General features: G+C 70.8%; 13 protein-coding genes. 9 read left to right on the top strand and 4 right to left on the bottom strand.

Going from position 1 to position 14,151, the window contains the following annotated elements; translation table 11 throughout:
• Positions 1-55: 55 nt before the first annotated feature.
• A complete protein-coding gene (locus IE226_RS03180; RefSeq protein ID WP_190079363.1) occupies positions 56-796 on the bottom strand; it encodes an SDR family oxidoreductase in 741 nt (246 codons plus the stop codon).
• Positions 797-901: 105 nt separating this feature from the next.
• Between IE226_RS03180 and IE226_RS03175 the strand changes: the two genes are divergently transcribed.
• Positions 902-1,393 (top strand): RrF2 family transcriptional regulator, encoded by a 492-nt coding sequence (locus IE226_RS03175; RefSeq protein WP_190079362.1) that lies wholly within the window; start codon positions 902-904, stop codon positions 1,391-1,393.
• Here the strand turns inward: IE226_RS03175 and IE226_RS03170 are convergent.
• Complete coding sequence (locus tag IE226_RS03170) at positions 1,380-1,943, bottom strand: hypothetical protein (protein ID WP_190079361.1); 564 nt, start codon at positions 1,941-1,943, stop codon at positions 1,380-1,382. The two genes, IE226_RS03175 and IE226_RS03170, sit on opposite strands and share 14 nt — an antisense overlap.
• Before the next feature lie 45 nt (positions 1,944-1,988).
• Between IE226_RS03170 and IE226_RS03165 the strand changes: the two genes are divergently transcribed.
• Complete coding sequence (locus tag IE226_RS03165; RefSeq protein WP_190079360.1) at positions 1,989-2,639, top strand: hypothetical protein; 651 nt, start codon at positions 1,989-1,991, stop codon at positions 2,637-2,639.
• A 440-nt stretch (positions 2,640-3,079) separates the two neighbouring features.
• Here the strand turns inward: IE226_RS03165 and IE226_RS43930 are convergent, their stop codons facing one another.
• Positions 3,080-3,262, bottom strand: a complete 183-nt coding sequence (locus tag IE226_RS43930; protein ID WP_229870454.1) for a hypothetical protein — start codon at positions 3,260-3,262, stop codon at positions 3,080-3,082.
• A gap of 113 nt (positions 3,263-3,375) precedes the next feature.
• Between IE226_RS43930 and IE226_RS44810 the strand changes: the two genes are divergently transcribed.
• The 3 genes from IE226_RS44810 to IE226_RS45020 all read left to right on the top strand — a co-directional run bounded on the left by IE226_RS44810 (position 3,376) and on the right by IE226_RS45020 (position 6,779).
• Positions 3,376-3,504, top strand: a complete 129-nt coding sequence (locus tag IE226_RS44810; protein WP_268251273.1) for a hypothetical protein — start codon at positions 3,376-3,378, stop codon at positions 3,502-3,504.
• 159 nt (positions 3,505-3,663) lie between these two features.
• The gene (locus IE226_RS03155) at positions 3,664-3,894 is read left to right on the top strand and encodes a chaplin (RefSeq protein WP_190079359.1); all 231 of its coding nucleotides are present in this window, start codon (positions 3,664-3,666) and stop codon (positions 3,892-3,894) included.
• 290 nt (positions 3,895-4,184) lie between these two features.
• Positions 4,185-6,779 carry a tetratricopeptide repeat protein gene (locus IE226_RS45020; protein WP_190079358.1) on the top strand — a complete coding sequence of 865 codons (2,595 nt, stop codon included), beginning with the start codon at positions 4,185-4,187 and terminating at the stop codon, positions 6,777-6,779.
• Positions 6,780-6,813: 34 nt separating this feature from the next.
• Here the strand turns inward: IE226_RS45020 and IE226_RS03145 are convergent, their stop codons facing one another.
• Positions 6,814-7,743, bottom strand: coding sequence for a LysR family transcriptional regulator (locus IE226_RS03145; RefSeq protein WP_190079357.1), 930 nt, complete (start codon positions 7,741-7,743; stop codon positions 6,814-6,816).
• A 169-nt stretch (positions 7,744-7,912) separates the two neighbouring features.
• Here IE226_RS03145 and IE226_RS03140 point away from each other — a divergent pair, with 169 nt between their 5' ends.
• The 4 genes from IE226_RS03140 to cydC all read left to right on the top strand — a co-directional run bounded on the left by IE226_RS03140 (position 7,913) and on the right by cydC (position 14,012).
• A complete protein-coding gene (locus tag IE226_RS03140; RefSeq protein ID WP_190079356.1) occupies positions 7,913-9,214 on the top strand; it encodes a cytochrome ubiquinol oxidase subunit I in 1,302 nt (433 codons plus the stop codon).
• 54 nt (positions 9,215-9,268) lie between these two features.
• Positions 9,269-10,312, top strand: a complete 1,044-nt coding sequence (locus IE226_RS03135) for a cytochrome d ubiquinol oxidase subunit II (RefSeq protein WP_190079355.1) — start codon at positions 9,269-9,271, stop codon at positions 10,310-10,312.
• Positions 10,313-10,381: 69 nt separating this feature from the next.
• Positions 10,382-12,163, top strand: a complete 1,782-nt coding sequence (gene cydD / locus IE226_RS03130) for a thiol reductant ABC exporter subunit CydD (protein ID WP_190079354.1) — start codon at positions 10,382-10,384, stop codon at positions 12,161-12,163.
• Positions 12,164-12,254: 91 nt separating this feature from the next.
• The gene (cydC, locus tag IE226_RS03125) at positions 12,255-14,012 is read left to right on the top strand and encodes a thiol reductant ABC exporter subunit CydC (RefSeq protein WP_190079353.1); all 1,758 of its coding nucleotides are present in this window, start codon (positions 12,255-12,257) and stop codon (positions 14,010-14,012) included.
• The last annotated feature ends 139 nt before the right edge of the window (positions 14,013-14,151 follow it).

Genomic DNA, 14,151 nt, shown 5'->3' with positions numbered 1-14,151 from the left:
GCCAGAACGTGCCGGGCCAGAACGTGCCGGGCCAAAGCATGCCGGGGCGCGGCGGCTAGCCGTTGGCGGCGAGCCAGTCCTCGTAGCGAGTGGCGGACAGCCGCGCGTCAGGTCCCGCGATCAGCACGTCGCCCTCGACGGCGGCGAACATGCCCGCCTTGTCGTCGGTGACGACGGGGCGGGGGTCCTTGCGGGCCGCCAGCGTGCGGCGGCCGAGTTCGTCGAGCGGGAAGACCTCGGGGCCCGCGACATCGAGCGTGCCGTTGCGCGGCGCGGCCGTGGTGACGTCGGCGAGGGCGTGGACCACGTCGGCGGTCGCCAGGGGCTGGATGCGGGTGGCGGGCAGCCGGACGGCCTGTTCGTCCGAGGTCCAGGACAGGACGGCATCCATGAACTCGAAGAACTGGGTGGCGCGCACGATCGAGTACGGGGTGGGGCCCTGCCGCAGCAGGTCTTCCTGGAGGGTCTTGGCGCGGTAGTAGTCAAGCTGCGGCACCTGGTCGACGCCGACGATGGAGAGGATGACCTGGTGGCCGACGCCGGCGCGCTCGCCCGCTGCCAGCAGGTTCCCGGTGGTGGTGCGGAAGAAGTCCGGCGAGGCCTCGTCGAACGTGGGCGAGTTCGACACGTTGACGACCGTGTCCGCGCCCTTGAGCGCATGGTCCAGGCCCGCGCCGGTGAGCAGATCGACTCCGGTGGACAGGGAGGCGGCGACGACCTCGTGTCCTGCCTCGCGCAGGCGGGTGACGAGCTGGGAACCGATCAGCCCGGTACCGCCGATGACCGTGATGTTCATGATCGTGCCCTTCTGTGAACCGAGTCTCCCTGATGCGCAAACTCGGATATGCGTTGTCCGAGATGATACTCGGATAGCCTGTATCCGAGTCAATCGGGAGGGCGCATGAAACTGTCCGGCGGCGTGGAATGGGCACTGCACTGCTGTGTGGTGCTCACCGCGGCAACCGAGCCGGTCCCGGCTGCCCGCCTCGCGCAGCTGCACGACGTCTCGCCCAGCTACCTGGCCAAGCAGATGCAGGCCCTCTCGCGCGCGCAACTGGTGAAGTCCGTGCAGGGCAAGACGGGCGGTTACGTACTGACCAGGGCAGCCGCCGACATCACGGTCCTGGACGTGGTGCAGGCCGTCGACGGGGCGAGCCCGGCGTTCGTGTGCACCGAGATCCGCCAGCGCGGCCCCTTCGGGACGCCGCCCGAGGACTGCACCAAGGCGTGCCCCATCGCCCGCGCGATGAACGCGGCCGACGCCGCCTGGCGGGCATCGCTTCGGGAGGTCTCCATCGCCGATCTGGTGGGCACGGTGGAGCAGGACAGCGGGCCCGACGCCCTGCCGAGGATCGGCACGTGGCTCAACACGGCGAACGCTACGGACGGCTGAGATCCCGCGCCCGGCGCGACTCCACTTCCCCGGCGCTCAACGGCGCCTGAATGCCGTACACATCGCCGACCCGCAGCTCGTCCGGCGTGCTGTACTCGCCGTACGTACCGATGACCGAGACGGCCACGCGGGAATCCGGCTGCCAGAACGTACGGAAGTACGGTGCGTTCGCCGGGAGTTCGGGGATCTCGAGGAGCCGGACCCCGCGCCGGTCGAGCAGGCGTTGCAGCTTGCCGAACCGGAGTCGGGGCGTGAACCGCCCATACCGAGCGCGCAACACCTCGTTGACGACGGTCCGGTTCCGGTGTGCGAGGCGGTGCACCTGGAGGGTGAAGTGGTGCCCCGTCCAGGGGCCGTCGGCCGAGGCCCGGTCCCAGAAGAATTCGGCGAGGCCGTAGTCACGGAACATGCTGCGGTTGCCGTAGGTGTTCTCGGCGAAGTCCGGACCGAGGACCTCGGTGACGGCGCCGGGAGAGGCCGCGGGACCAGCGCCGAGCACGGTGCCGGTGGTGACGACGTCGACGTAGAAGGCCAGGGAGTGCGGAGTCAAGGCGGGTCCTCGGGAGGTGTCTGCGGTCCTGGATAGGATGCCCGAATGGAAAATCGGGGGCGCACACTCAAGGTCACGGCGGCACTGGTGCTTTCCGCGCTGGCCCTGACCGGATTCACGACGGGACGGGGGCACGGCGGCGGCAGTCACAACGGCGGCGGAGGCGGGGGCGGCTGCAGCAGTTCGAGCCAGGACCACGACAGTTCGTCGTCGAGCAGCTCCGGCTCATCGGGATCGTCCGGCTCGTCGGGATCGACGTCATCGGGTTCGGGCTCGGGCTACGACGACGATGACGACGCGTACGGCAGCAGCGGGGACACGAGCAGCAGCACCAGCGGCGGCAGCTACAACCGGCGGCCGACCAACGACTCCCCCTCTTCCAGCTCCTCCGGCTCCTCCGGCTCCTCCGGCAGCGGGCAACTGGACGACGCCAAGGCCACGTTGATGCGCTGCGCGACCAAGGCCGCCCCGTACGCGACGGTCAAGGTCACCAACGGCAACGCGAAGAAGGGCCGCTTCTGGGCGACGGTCACCTTCGTGGACGCGCGGGGCATCACCATCACCGAGGAGAGCGAAGAGGTCACGGTGCCCGGGAAGGGCAAGGCGACCGTTCGGGTGGAGATCGGCGGCGAGGGTCTGGCCGACTCGGTCGATCACTGCGAAGTCGACCCGCAGGCCATCCCGGTGTCGAGCTGAGGACGACGCCGGTGCGGAACCCGGCGGATGCCGTCGAGGCCGGCGACGAGTTTTCCGTCGTCGTCATCGAGGTCGGCCGACTGCGCCGCAAGCTGGCCCTGTCCCCGCGCCGGGCCTCCGCACAGTCATAGGCGCGACCTATGCGAGGCATCGGTTTTTGGTCGTGGACCTCCTCTGCTGTGACCGGCTTCACTGACCCGGTAGTTGGTGCGGCGACCGGTCGGGACCCGGTGCCGCACGGGGCAGCGCGGCCGGTTCTGTACGTGCAGGTCCTCGCGGCGATCGTCATCGGGATCGTGCTCGGCTGGCGGTGGCCGGATCTGGCCACCTCGATGGAGCCGATCGGCACCACCTTTCGGCGCGTTCGGCGCGATGTAGTACGCCATCGGGAAGTTCGGCCTGTCCACGCTGACCAGCCTCGGCTCGCTGATCCTGCTCTTCTACGTCATCTCGATCCTGTTCGTCGTGCTGGTGCTCGGCGGGGTGCTCGCGGCGTATGTGCGGCTGAACATCTTCCTGCGTCCCGAGGACCTCGGCGGGCGCAAGCTGATCGCCTCCCGCGGCGGCAGCCTGATGCGTTCCATCGTCGACGACATCACCGCGCAGACGGACGGCACCGACATCGTCGCGGTCGTCGACCACCGCACCTCCGTCCTGCCCCTGGTCCTGACCCGGGGCGGGTATCGCGGTCCTGCCCGCGGCCTGGACGCGACTGGCCCGGCGCCGCGGTGCGTCCGTGGCCGTCATCGAGCCCACCGCACACCTGCACGTCGCGATGATCAGCCTGCCCGCCCACCTCATGCCGGTCGCCCGCGCCTTCCTGGACCTGACCCGCTCCTACGCCCGCCACAAGCAAGCCTCCTGAGGTATCGGCTGCACGAGGGAATGAGCGTGTCCGCAGGCCCGGAAGCGCGTTGATCGACTCAGGCGCCGAAGATGCGGTGTGTTCCGGCCGCGCGACATACGGCGAGGCTGGTTCGGCGCCTTCCGGCTGATCCATCTGCAAAAGAAGGAAGTGTCTGTCATGAAGAAGACGACGAGCGTGCTGCTTGCCACCGGTGCCCTGGTGATGACCGCCGCGGGCCTCGCCTCCGCCGACTCCGGCGCCCAGGCCGCTGCCGTGAACTCGCCGGGCGTGCTCTCGGGCAACGCGGTGCAGGTTCCGGTCCACGTCCCCCTCAACGTGTGCGGCAACAGCATCAACGTCATCGGCCTGCTCAACCCGACGTTCGGCAACCCCTGCGTCAACCGCTGACCAGGCCCGGCCCCACCACAGGAGCCTGCCGACCCGACACGGTCTGAGCGAGCGTGCCACCGATTCTCCGTTTCGGTGGCACGCTCGCTTTTCTGCCCACGGGGTTTCACGCACGCCTTCGCCACCGGCCCGGCAGCCCGCGCGCGCACGAACTGATCGGCGGCGCCTATGGGTTGTATCGGCAGTACGTCTTGGACGGGGCACGACCGCGCTGGGTTCACTCGGGACATCGACCGAAGACGTCGATCCACTCGTCGGTCCCCGGCTCCGCCCGAGCCCCGGGGGCCCGCATGACCGGAAGCTCCCGTGACCACACCCCGCACCTTCCGCATCGCCGCCAGCCGACGGTGTCGGCTCCGAGGTCGTCGCCGTCCGAGACGGCCATCCATGTCATCAAGGGGCACCCGGAGTTCGTCTTCCTGGACGAACTCCGGCGGCACCCCGAGGAGATCCGGATCCACACGGCGCCGGGTGACTACATCTTCGTCCCGCCCTACGTCCCGCACCGCGAGGAGAATCCCAGCCCCGACATCGAGGCCGTCGTGGTCATCGCCCGCAGCACGCAGGAGGCGATAGTGGTGAACCTTCCGGGAGCTGTACGTGCCGGGCAGCGAGGCCGATCCCCGCCGGCCGGAGGATGCCTGACCGCGGCGGACCCTCTCGGCGTACCCCGCTACGGGTGGCCAACATCTCCTCGCCGTACCGGAGTTGACTGGCGCGCATGGTTGACCGCGGGGCCGCCGGTGATGACCATGGCCTCCAACAGGCGGCACGGGGTGCGCATCAGCGGGGGTGCGATGGCGCGGTCACGGCGTGGGGTGTCGATTCTCGGCGCCGTCGTCTCGGTGGGCGGCCTCGCGGTCCTTCTCGCCGTGCCCGGAGTGCTGCAGTCCGCCGGCATCAGCACGCCGTGGATGCTGGCCACCGGGGTGCTCGTCGCGGGCGCGGGCGGCGCCTTCACGGACCTGGTCAAGCGCAGGCTCGAGCGCACTGCCACCGACCGCGAGGTGGTTCTCGACGGATGTGTCCGGCTCCCCGGAGACAAACGGCTTCCGCTGGTGGGCGACATCGACGACCCGACCCTCCTCGGCGTCAGACCGTCCTGGTCGGTCGACACCGGGCCGCCGTCACCGCCGTACGTACAACGGGACGTGCACGAGGGCCTGGTGGCGCAGTTGCAGGCCGGCAAGTTCGTCCTGCTGGTCGGTGACAGGCTTTCGGGGACGACGCGCACCGCGTACGAGGCGGTGCGCGCCGCCCTTCCCGGACACACTCTCATCGCGCCCACCAGCCCCGCCGTGGACAAACTGCGCGCCGTCATCGAGCACGCCAAGAGCCTGCCCCGAGCAGTCGTGTGGCTGGACGACCTGGATCAATACCTCGTGCCGGAGGGCCTCACTTTCCAGGACATCCGGCACCTGGTCGCCGGCGGCCACCAACGGACCATCATGGCGACGATCAAGATCAGCAACCTGTACCAGTTGCAGAGCGACGCCTCTTTCGAGGCCCGGGAGGCCAAGCGTGTCCTGCGGGACCCCAAGCCGGTGCCGCTCGCCTGCAAGCTGACCACGAGTGAACTGGACCGGGCGCGGGCGTTGACGGCCGACGAGCGCATAGGTGCCGCACTGCGCCCGCCGCGGGAGTTCGGTCTGGCCGAGTACATCGGCGCCGGTCTCCCCCTCTTCGACCGCTGGCGGAATGCCTCGGGCACGGGGGCCTATCCACGCGGAGCGTCCCTGGTCAGCGCCGCAGTCGACTGCCGGCGTCTCGGCCTGACGCGCCCGCTGGCCCGCGAGATGCTGGAGGAGCTGCACACCCACTACCTGGCCCACCGCCCGCGCCTGCAACCCGAACCGGTTGCCGAGGCATGGGACTGGGCCCTGAAGCAGCATGAGGGCACCCTCTCCCTGCTGATGCCGTCGACTCCGCACAGCGAAAGCGCCCCGCTGGATGTGTTCCGGTACCTGGTGGACGCCAGTGAACGCGAGGACAGCGAACGCGCCACGGGACCCGAGTGGGTACCCGATGACCTGTGCACACGCGTTCTCGCTCTCGTCGCTCCTGACGAAGCCGAAGCCATTGCCTCGACCGCCCACAGCTACGGTCGGTACGCCACCGTCCGCAGCGCGTTCCGCCACGCCATCGACCAGTACTCCCGCCAGGGCGGCTCGGGGGACGAACGCACGCTGGCCGCACGGTTCGGCTTCGCCCGCTGGCTGCACGTCATCGGGGAATTCGCGGAGGCCGAGGAGGTGGTCCGTGCGGTCCTCGGCGTGCAGCGGCAGACGCTGGGCGCGGATCATCCCGGTACGCTGGCCGGCCGTCAGCAGCTGGCCCTGCTGTTGTTCGAGAGGGGCCAGCGGGAGGCCGCCGTGGCCGAGTGCGAGAGCGTCCTTGCGCGGCGGATCGAACTGCTCGGCGAAGCGGCCCCCGAGACGCTGGAGAGCCGCATCGCGCTGACCGCCATGCAGGAGCGGCAGGAGTCTCCGCACACGGCGGCGGCGCGGCTGCGTGCGGACACCGACGCCCGTACCGCCGACCCGGATCTGGGTCCCGGGCACTCCGCGACCCTCACCTCCCGGCTCAGCCTCGCCATCGCCCTGTGGCAGCTGGGCCAGCCGCGTCAGGCACAGGAGGAGTGTCGCTTGGTCCTTGAGGGGCGGCGCCGGGCGCTGGGGCACGCCCACTGCGAGACCCTCGAGGCCCTCGGCACGCTGTCCTCCTGGCGCGGGCAGGCGGGGGACGCCGCCGGAGCGGCAGCGGGTTTCGCGGAACTGCTGGCGGCTCAGGAACGCACGCTGCGCCAGGACCACCCGTCCCTGCGGGAGACGCGGGGTCTGCTCGCCTACTGGCTGGAGCGGGCGGCGGGGGCGGAGGCGCGATGACGCGGGCTGCCGCTCCCGGCCGAACCGGCCCGGCTCAGGTGGGATCCAGGGTGCCCTCGCGGCGGGTGCCGGGCACACGGTGGGTCATGAAGGGGGTGCTGGTGATGAACTCACGCAACTTCAGGGCGGCTTCGGACAGGTAGCCGTCGCGGTTCCACACCAGGGTGAGCAGGCGCTCGCAGTCGGGCGCGTCGAGATGGACCCAGGCGACCGGGACGGTGGTCTCCGTGCCCGCCCGGCGGGACATCGCCGGGATGAGGCCGATGCCCAGGCCCGCGCTGATCATGTCCTGGCTGGCGGCCGGCTCATCGCCCTCGCAGGACAGCAGCGGCGTGAGCCCCTCGGCCGCGAAAAGCCGGTCCAGGAGAGCGCGCTGCCAGTGGCCCGGGCGCGTCGAGACGAAGGGCTCGTCGGCGATCTCGGGGATCGTCACGCTCTGCCGCCCGTCGAGCCAGTGACCGGGCGGCACCGCGAGCAGCACCTCTTCGCGGGCGAGCTCGACGGATTCGAGATTCGTGCCGGTCAGCGGCTGTGACGCCACGCAGAAGTCGACTTCCCTGGTACGCAGCCGGCGGTCCATCTCCTGCGCGGTCGACTGGAAGAGCCGCACATCGGCACGGGGGTGATCGGCTCGGAACCTGCCCAGGAGGTGTGTGATCGTCAGGAGGGTCTCGGAGGCGACACTCACGCGTCCGAGCCCGGTGTCCCGGGCCTCGCGCACAGCCCTTTGGCCGTCGTCGAGTTCGCTCAGGGCCCGCTCCACGTGCCGCAGGAACATCGCGCCGTACGGATTGAGGCGGATACGGCGGCCCTGCCGGTCGAAGAGCGGGGAGCCGAGTTCGGATTCCAGGCGCGCGATGGTGCGGCTGAGCGAGGGCTGGGCGACGCGCAGTTCCTGTGCGGCGCGGCTGATGTGCTCGTAGCGGGCGACAGCCTGGAAGTAGCGCAACTGCAGAAGATCCATGATCCACCTTAGATCCCGGCCCACCTTCGCTTATGCCTTCCGAGGCATCTTTGCATGGCAGAACCGGTCTTGGAATGCATAAGAGATTCTCCCTACCGTCTTCATCGAGGGCACCGCGCATCCGCGGGCCGTCCGACCGACTCCCCCACCGCTCCAGGAAGGCTCCGCCATGAGCGCTGCGGATCTGGCCCGACTCCAGTTCGCGGCCACGACCGGCATCCACTGGCTGTTCGTGATCCTCACCATGGGGCTCGTCCCCCTTGTCGCGATCATGCACACTCGGGCCGCGTACACCCGTGACCCCGCGAAGAAGGCCGTCCGGGAGCGCATGACCCGCTTCTGGGGCCAGCTCTACGTCATCAACTACGCGGTCGGCATCGTCACCGGCCTGGTCATGGAGTTCCAGTTCGGGCTCAGCTGGAGCGGCCTGAGCAAGTTCGCGGGCAACGTCTTCGGCGCTCCGCTGGCACTGGAAACCCTCATCGCCTTCTTCGCCGAGTCCACCTTCCTCGGCATGTGGATCTTCGGCTGGGGCCGCATGCGCCGGGGCGTGCACGTCACGCTCATCTGGCCGGTCGCCCTGACCGCGTACGCCTCCGGGTACTGGATCATGGTTGCCAACGGGTTCATGCAACACCCCGTGGGTTACGAAGTGCGCGACGGCGCCGCGTATCTGACCGACTTCGGGGCGCTGCTCACCAACTCCAGCGCACTCATCGCGCTCTTCCACATCGCCCTGGCCGCGCTGACGACGGGCGGCGTGTTCATCGCCGGAGTCAGCGCCTATCACTTCCTGCGGCGCACTAAGGAGACCGAGCTCTTCCGCGGCTCCCTGCGCCTGGGGCTGTGGGTGGCCATGGTCACATCCTTCTTCGTCGTCATCGTCGGCGAGATGCAGCGGCCCGTGATCGAACGGACCCAGCCCATGAAGGACGCGGTCCTGGAGAACAGCGGCGTCGCCGAGGTGCAAGCCCAACTGGTCAGAGAACACGGGCCCGGCGACTACGTGCCCTGGCAGGACACGATGCGGATCTCGATGGACGCCATGACGATCATCGGCAACACCGTCTCCACCATCACGTTCATCGCCGTCATCCTTCTGTGGAAGAGCTGGCTGACGCGCTGGCGCCCGGCCCTGTGGGTCCTTGTCGCCATGGTCCCTTTCCCCTTCATCGCCTCCGTGGGCGGCTGGGTCGTGCGCGAGGTCGGGCGCCAGCCCTGGCTCGTCTACGGCGAGTTGACCGTGGAGAACGCGCTGTCCCACGTCAGCACGGCCGCGCTCGCCGTCTCCTGCACCGTGTTCATCGCCGTCTTCCTCGCCCTCGCGGTGACGAACTGGACACTGATCACCCGCTTCGCCCTCCGGGGCCCGGACGCCACCCAACTCGGCGCCACCGAACCGCTCCCCGAAGACCTGCCCTCAGGGCCGGGCGGCGGCTCCGACGAGAAACAGCCGGTGCCCGCCTTCTGACTGGTTCTACTCCTCCCGACACCCGACACCCGACACCACTGAAAGTTGAGCGAGATGAGTCTGGAGACGGCCTGGCTGGCCCTCCTCGGCCTGCTGCTCGCCGGGTACTTCGTGCTCGGCGGCTACGACTACGGCGTACAGATGCTGCATCCCTTCCTCGGCGGCCGGGAGGGCAAGGGAAAGGAGAAGGAGACGGGCCAGGGCGGGGGCGGGGGGAGCGCTGCCCTCGACGCCATCGCACCCTTCTTCCTGGGCAACGAAGTGTGGCTTGTCGCCTTCGCCGGCGTCCTGTTCGGTGCCTTCCCGCACCTCGAAGGCACGCTCCTGTCGGGCCTGTACCCGCTGATCGTGGCGATCCTCGTCGGCCTGGTCACGGGCAACGCAGCGATCCAGCTGCGGCGCCGCTCCCGCAGCGCACGCGGACGGCGCCGGTGGGACGTCCTGATCGTGTGCGGCGGGGCCCTGCCCGCGCTGTGCTGGGGGCTCGTCGTGGGCCTGCTGCTGCACGGTGTGCCCCGCCGGGCCGACGGCAGCTTCTACATCGGGCCCGGCGATATCTTCTCGCCGTTCACGCTGGCCTGCGGCGTCACCACCATGCTGCTCTTCGCGGCGCACGGCGCGGCGTTCGTGGCACTGCGCTCGGAGCCCCGACTGGGCGTCGAAGCACGGCACTTGGGCGCTCTCCTGCTTCGCGGGGCGGGTGCCGCGGGTTCCCTCGCGCTGCTCCTGACGCTCTTCGGTGCGGGTGCCTCGATGACGAACCGCCCGACGTCGGCGGTCATCGCCGCCCTGTTCGCGGCGGCGCTCGCCGGGGCCTGGTGGTTCCTGACCCGCGGGCACAACGTCCTTGCCTTCGCGGCCACTTGCTGCGCAACGGCACTGCCGGTACTGCTCGTGGGGGCCGGCCACTACCCCTACCTCCTGATCAGCTCGGCAGGTGCGGGACTGACCGTCGACCACGCCGTCACGGACGGCGCCACGTTGAAGATCCTGAGCGCCTTCGGGGTCCTGGTGATCCCGGTGATCCTCGCGTACCAGTCGTGGAGCTGGTGGGCCTTCCGCGGCCGCACGGGACTGCGCCACCCCAGTTACTTCTGAGGGCCCAGCTGCTTCCGAGCCACGGCCAGCGACGAGACGGACGACGAGAGAGACAAGAGGCATGCCTGCATGAAGCCCGTCGAACGCCGACTGACGCGCGAACTCCCGGTGCTGCGGCGCCACATGACGTACTCCTCGGCACTCGCACTCCTTGCCGCAGGACTCGTCGTCACCCGGGCCACCCTGCTGGCGACCGTCCTCGCGGACGGTTTCGCCGGGCGCCAATTCCGCAGCGCGCCGCTTGTCGCGCTGGCCGCCGTCATGACGCTGTCCGCGCTGCTGACCTGGGCCCGCGGGGTGCTCGCGCAGCGCACGGCCGCCGGCACCAAACGCGCCCTGCGCGAGAGGATCACCGCCCGGCTGCACGACACCGGCCCCTTGCGGCTCACGGCCCGGCGCCACGGTGAGACGGTCACGTTGCTGACCCGCGGTCTCGACGCCCTGGACGCGTACGTCGTCGGCTATCTGCCGACCATGACGGCCGCCGCGGTGGTGCCCCTGACGGTGGTCGCCTGGCTGGCATGGACCGATTGGGCCTCCGCGCTGATCGTCGTCGTGACGCTGCCGCTGATCCCGGTGTTCGGCGCGCTGGTCGGCGCCCACACCGCGCGGCGTACCGCCCGTCAGTGGCAGTTGCTGTCCCGTCTCGGCGGACACTTCCTGGACGTGGTGGCGGGGCTGCCGACCTTGCGCGCGTTCGGCCGCGAGCGGCATCAGGCCGAGGTGGTGGGTGAGATGGCCGATGCCCACCGGCGGGCCACGATGCGCACGCTGCGCGTGGCGTTCCTCTCCTCCTTCGTCCTGGAAACCGTCGCCACTCTCTCCGTCGCGCTGGTGGCCGTTCCGGTCGGGCTGCGACTGCTGGGCGGTGAGCTGGACCTGCGTACGGCCCTGGTCGTCCTGTTCCTGGCCCCCGAGGCGTACCTGCCGCTGCGTGCGGCGGGTGCGGCTTTCCACGACAGCGCCGAGGGCATTGCCGTGGCGGAGCAGGTCTTCGGCGTCCTCGACGAGGCCGCCGATTCGGAGGACCCCCCTGGCCTCGCTGGCCCTGCTGACCCCGCTGAGGGTGGCGGCCGGGGCGTGCCCGCGGTGCGCGCCGGCTGTCGTGCCCCGGCCCCTGCGGCCCGCTCGGCGCTCCTGCGTCTGGAGGGGGTCACGGTCCAGTACCCGAACCGCGCCTCACCGGCCCTCCGGGACGTGTCCCTTTCCGTGCGCCCCGGCGAACACATCGCCCTGGTCGGCCCGAGCGGCGCGGGCAAGTCCACACTCCTTGCGCTGCTCCTCGCCTTCACGGCCCCCACGTCGGGCCGGATCACCGTCGGCGGCACCGATCTCGCCGACCTCGACCCCGACGCATGGCGCAGCCAGGTGGCATGGGTGCCCCAGCGCCCGCACCTGTTCGCCGCCACCGTCGCGGACAACATCCGCCTCGCACGACCCGAGGCGAGTGACGCGGAGGTCCGCCGGGCGGCCCGCGCCGCCTTCGCCGACCTCTTCGTCGAGGAGCTGCCCCGGGCGTACGAGACGCCGCTCGGCGAGCACGGCGCCGGGCTCTCCGCGGGCCAGCGTCAACGGATCGCCCTGGCCCGCGCCTTCCTCAAGGACGCCCCCGTCCTGCTCCTGGACGAACCGACCGCCCACCTCGACCCGCGCAGCGAGGCGGCGGTCACCCGCGCCACGGTCCGCCTCATGCGCGGCAAGACCTCGATCGTGGTCGCCCACCGCACCAGCCTGCTGCCGTACGCCGATCGGATCGTCACCGTCGAGTCGGGCAGCGTCGCCCCGGCGGCGCAGGCACCGCCGGCACTGACCATGCCGTCTGCCCGCCCCGAAGGACTGATGGCCCCGTGACCATGCAACCGACTCCCCGCGCCGGACGGGCCAGGCGCACGCCACCCCACCCGGCCCCCCAACCTCCCCGCCCGGAAAGGCCGGTGGCCACATGACCCTCCCCGCCGAAGCCACCGCGGTCACCCCGGCGGCGCCCAAGCCGCGCCCTACCCTCCGTCTCCTGCGCAACCTCCTGCCCTACTGGCGCCGACTGCTGCCCGCGGCGCTCGCCTCGGCGGGCAGTGAACTCGCCGCCGCCGCGTTGATGGCCACCGCCGCCTGGCTGATCACCCGTGCCGCCGAGCAGCCCCCGCTCGCCTCGGTGAGCCTGGCGATCGTCGCCGTCCGCGCTCTGGCCCTGGGCCGCGGAGCACTGCGCTACACCGACCGGCTGCTTGGCCACGACGGCGTACTGCGGGCCGTCGCGGGCTTCCGGACCCGGGTGTACGAAGCCCTCGTGCCCCTCGCCCCCGCGGGCACGCCCGCCTTTCGCAGCGGTGACCTGTTGGCCCGGCTGGTCGACGACGTCGACGCCGCGCAGAATCTCCTGCTGCGGGTGCTGATCCCGGCCGCGGCGGCCTGCACGGTCGCCGCCGGCGCCACCGTCGTGGCCTCGGCGCTGCTGCCGCAGGCGGGGGCCGTGCTCGGCCTGCTCCTGCTCGTGGCGGGGCTTCTGGTACCCATGCTGGTGCTCGCCCTGTCCCGCCGTACGAGCTACGCGGAGAACGCCGTACGCAGCGAACTCGCCGCGCTCACACTGGACTTGACGCAGGGCGCGGCGGACCTCGCCGCGTGCGGGGCGCGGGGGCGCGCCCACGAGCGGACCCGCCGCGCCACGGCCCGGATCGCCGCGCTGGAGCGCAGGGCGGCGTGGACCACCTCGCTCGCCTCCACCACGGTCCTGCTCTTCCAGGCCGCGGCGACGGTCGGCGTGACCTGGCTGGCGCTGCGTGCCCACGCGGCGGGTGAACTTTCCGCCGTGCACCTCACCGTTCTCGCGGTCCTCGCCCTGGTCTCCTTCGAGGCGCTGACGCCGCTGCCCGCCGCCGCACGCCATCTCGCCGACGTGCGGGTCAGCGCACGCCGCCTGGCCGACCTCCTCGACACACCGCCGCCCGTCACCGAACCGCTCGTACCGGCGCCGCTCGCCACGCACGAACCACTCGGCGTGGACATCACCGGCCTGCGCGTACGCCACCACCCCGACGGCCCTGCGGCCCTGGACGGACTGAGCCTGAGCCTGCCGCCCGGGCACCTCACCGTGCTCCTGGGCGCCAGCGGCTCCGGCAAGTCGACGCTGATCGCCGCGCTCATGCGCTTCGTCCCGTACGAGTCCGGAAGCATCCGTCTGGGCGGCCGCGAACTGCGTGACTACGCGGGTACCGACGCCCGTCGCGCGATCACCGGCATGACGCAGGACGCCCATGTGTTCCACACCACCATCCGCGCCAACCTCCTGCTGGCCCGCCCCGACGCCACCGACGCCGACCTGCACGAAGCCGCCCGCCGGGCTCGACTCCTCGACTGGATCGAGTCCCTGCCCGACCGCTGGCACACCCTCCTCGGCCAGAACGGCTCCGCCATGTCCGGCGGCCAGCGCCAACGCCTGCTCCTGGCCCGTGCCCTGCTGGCCGACCCGCCTGTCCTCGTCCTGGACGAACCCACCGAAGGGCTCGACCCCGACACCGCCGCTGCCGTCCTCTCGGACATCCTCCGCGCCACCCACGGCCGCACGACCCTCCTGATCACCCACAACCCTGCGGGCCTCGCCGCCGACCAGATCCTCACCCTGGACAACGGCCGCATCCAGTCAATCGCCCCGCGCCCGCGACCTGGTTGGCGGAGGAAGCAATGTCCTGCCCGGTCATAGGCGCCAAGGACACGTTGACAGGTCTCTGTCGACATGTTGCTATAAGGCGCTGCTCGGCCGGATATGCGTATGCCGGATGCCGCTGAGCACCGGATTTCGACGGCCACTTGACCGGGGTGGCGCCCCTGAAACAGAGCGA

Source organism: Streptomyces longisporoflavus (assembly GCF_014649775.1).
Classification (GTDB): domain Bacteria; phylum Actinomycetota; class Actinomycetes; order Streptomycetales; family Streptomycetaceae; genus Streptomyces; species Streptomyces longisporoflavus.
This window is presented reverse-complemented; position numbering and strand designations above follow the sequence as displayed.

Coding starts and splice junctions, on each gene's coding strand:
- IE226_RS03155 (WP_190079359.1), top strand. CDS start 3,664: ATGAAGAAGACGACGAGCGTGCTGCTTGCCACCGGTGCCCTGGTGATG.
- cydC (WP_190079353.1), top strand. CDS start 12,255: ATGACCCTCCCCGCCGAAGCCACCGCGGTCACCCCGGCGGCGCCCAAG.
- IE226_RS03180 (WP_190079363.1), bottom strand. CDS start 796: ATGAACATCACGGTCATCGGCGGTACCGGGCTGATCGGTTCCCAGCTC.
- IE226_RS03175 (WP_190079362.1), top strand. CDS start 902: ATGAAACTGTCCGGCGGCGTGGAATGGGCACTGCACTGCTGTGTGGTG.
- IE226_RS43930 (WP_229870454.1), bottom strand. CDS start 3,262: ATGTCGGTGCCGTCCGTCTGCGCGGTGATGTCGTCGACGATGGAACGC.
- IE226_RS03135 (WP_190079355.1), top strand. CDS start 9,269: ATGAGTCTGGAGACGGCCTGGCTGGCCCTCCTCGGCCTGCTGCTCGCC.
- IE226_RS03140 (WP_190079356.1), top strand. CDS start 7,913: ATGAGCGCTGCGGATCTGGCCCGACTCCAGTTCGCGGCCACGACCGGC.
- IE226_RS03165 (WP_190079360.1), top strand. CDS start 1,989: ATGGAAAATCGGGGGCGCACACTCAAGGTCACGGCGGCACTGGTGCTT.
- cydD (WP_190079354.1), top strand. CDS start 10,382: ATGAAGCCCGTCGAACGCCGACTGACGCGCGAACTCCCGGTGCTGCGG.
- IE226_RS45020 (WP_190079358.1), top strand. CDS start 4,185: ATGACCGGAAGCTCCCGTGACCACACCCCGCACCTTCCGCATCGCCGC.
- IE226_RS03145 (WP_190079357.1), bottom strand. CDS start 7,743: ATGGATCTTCTGCAGTTGCGCTACTTCCAGGCTGTCGCCCGCTACGAG.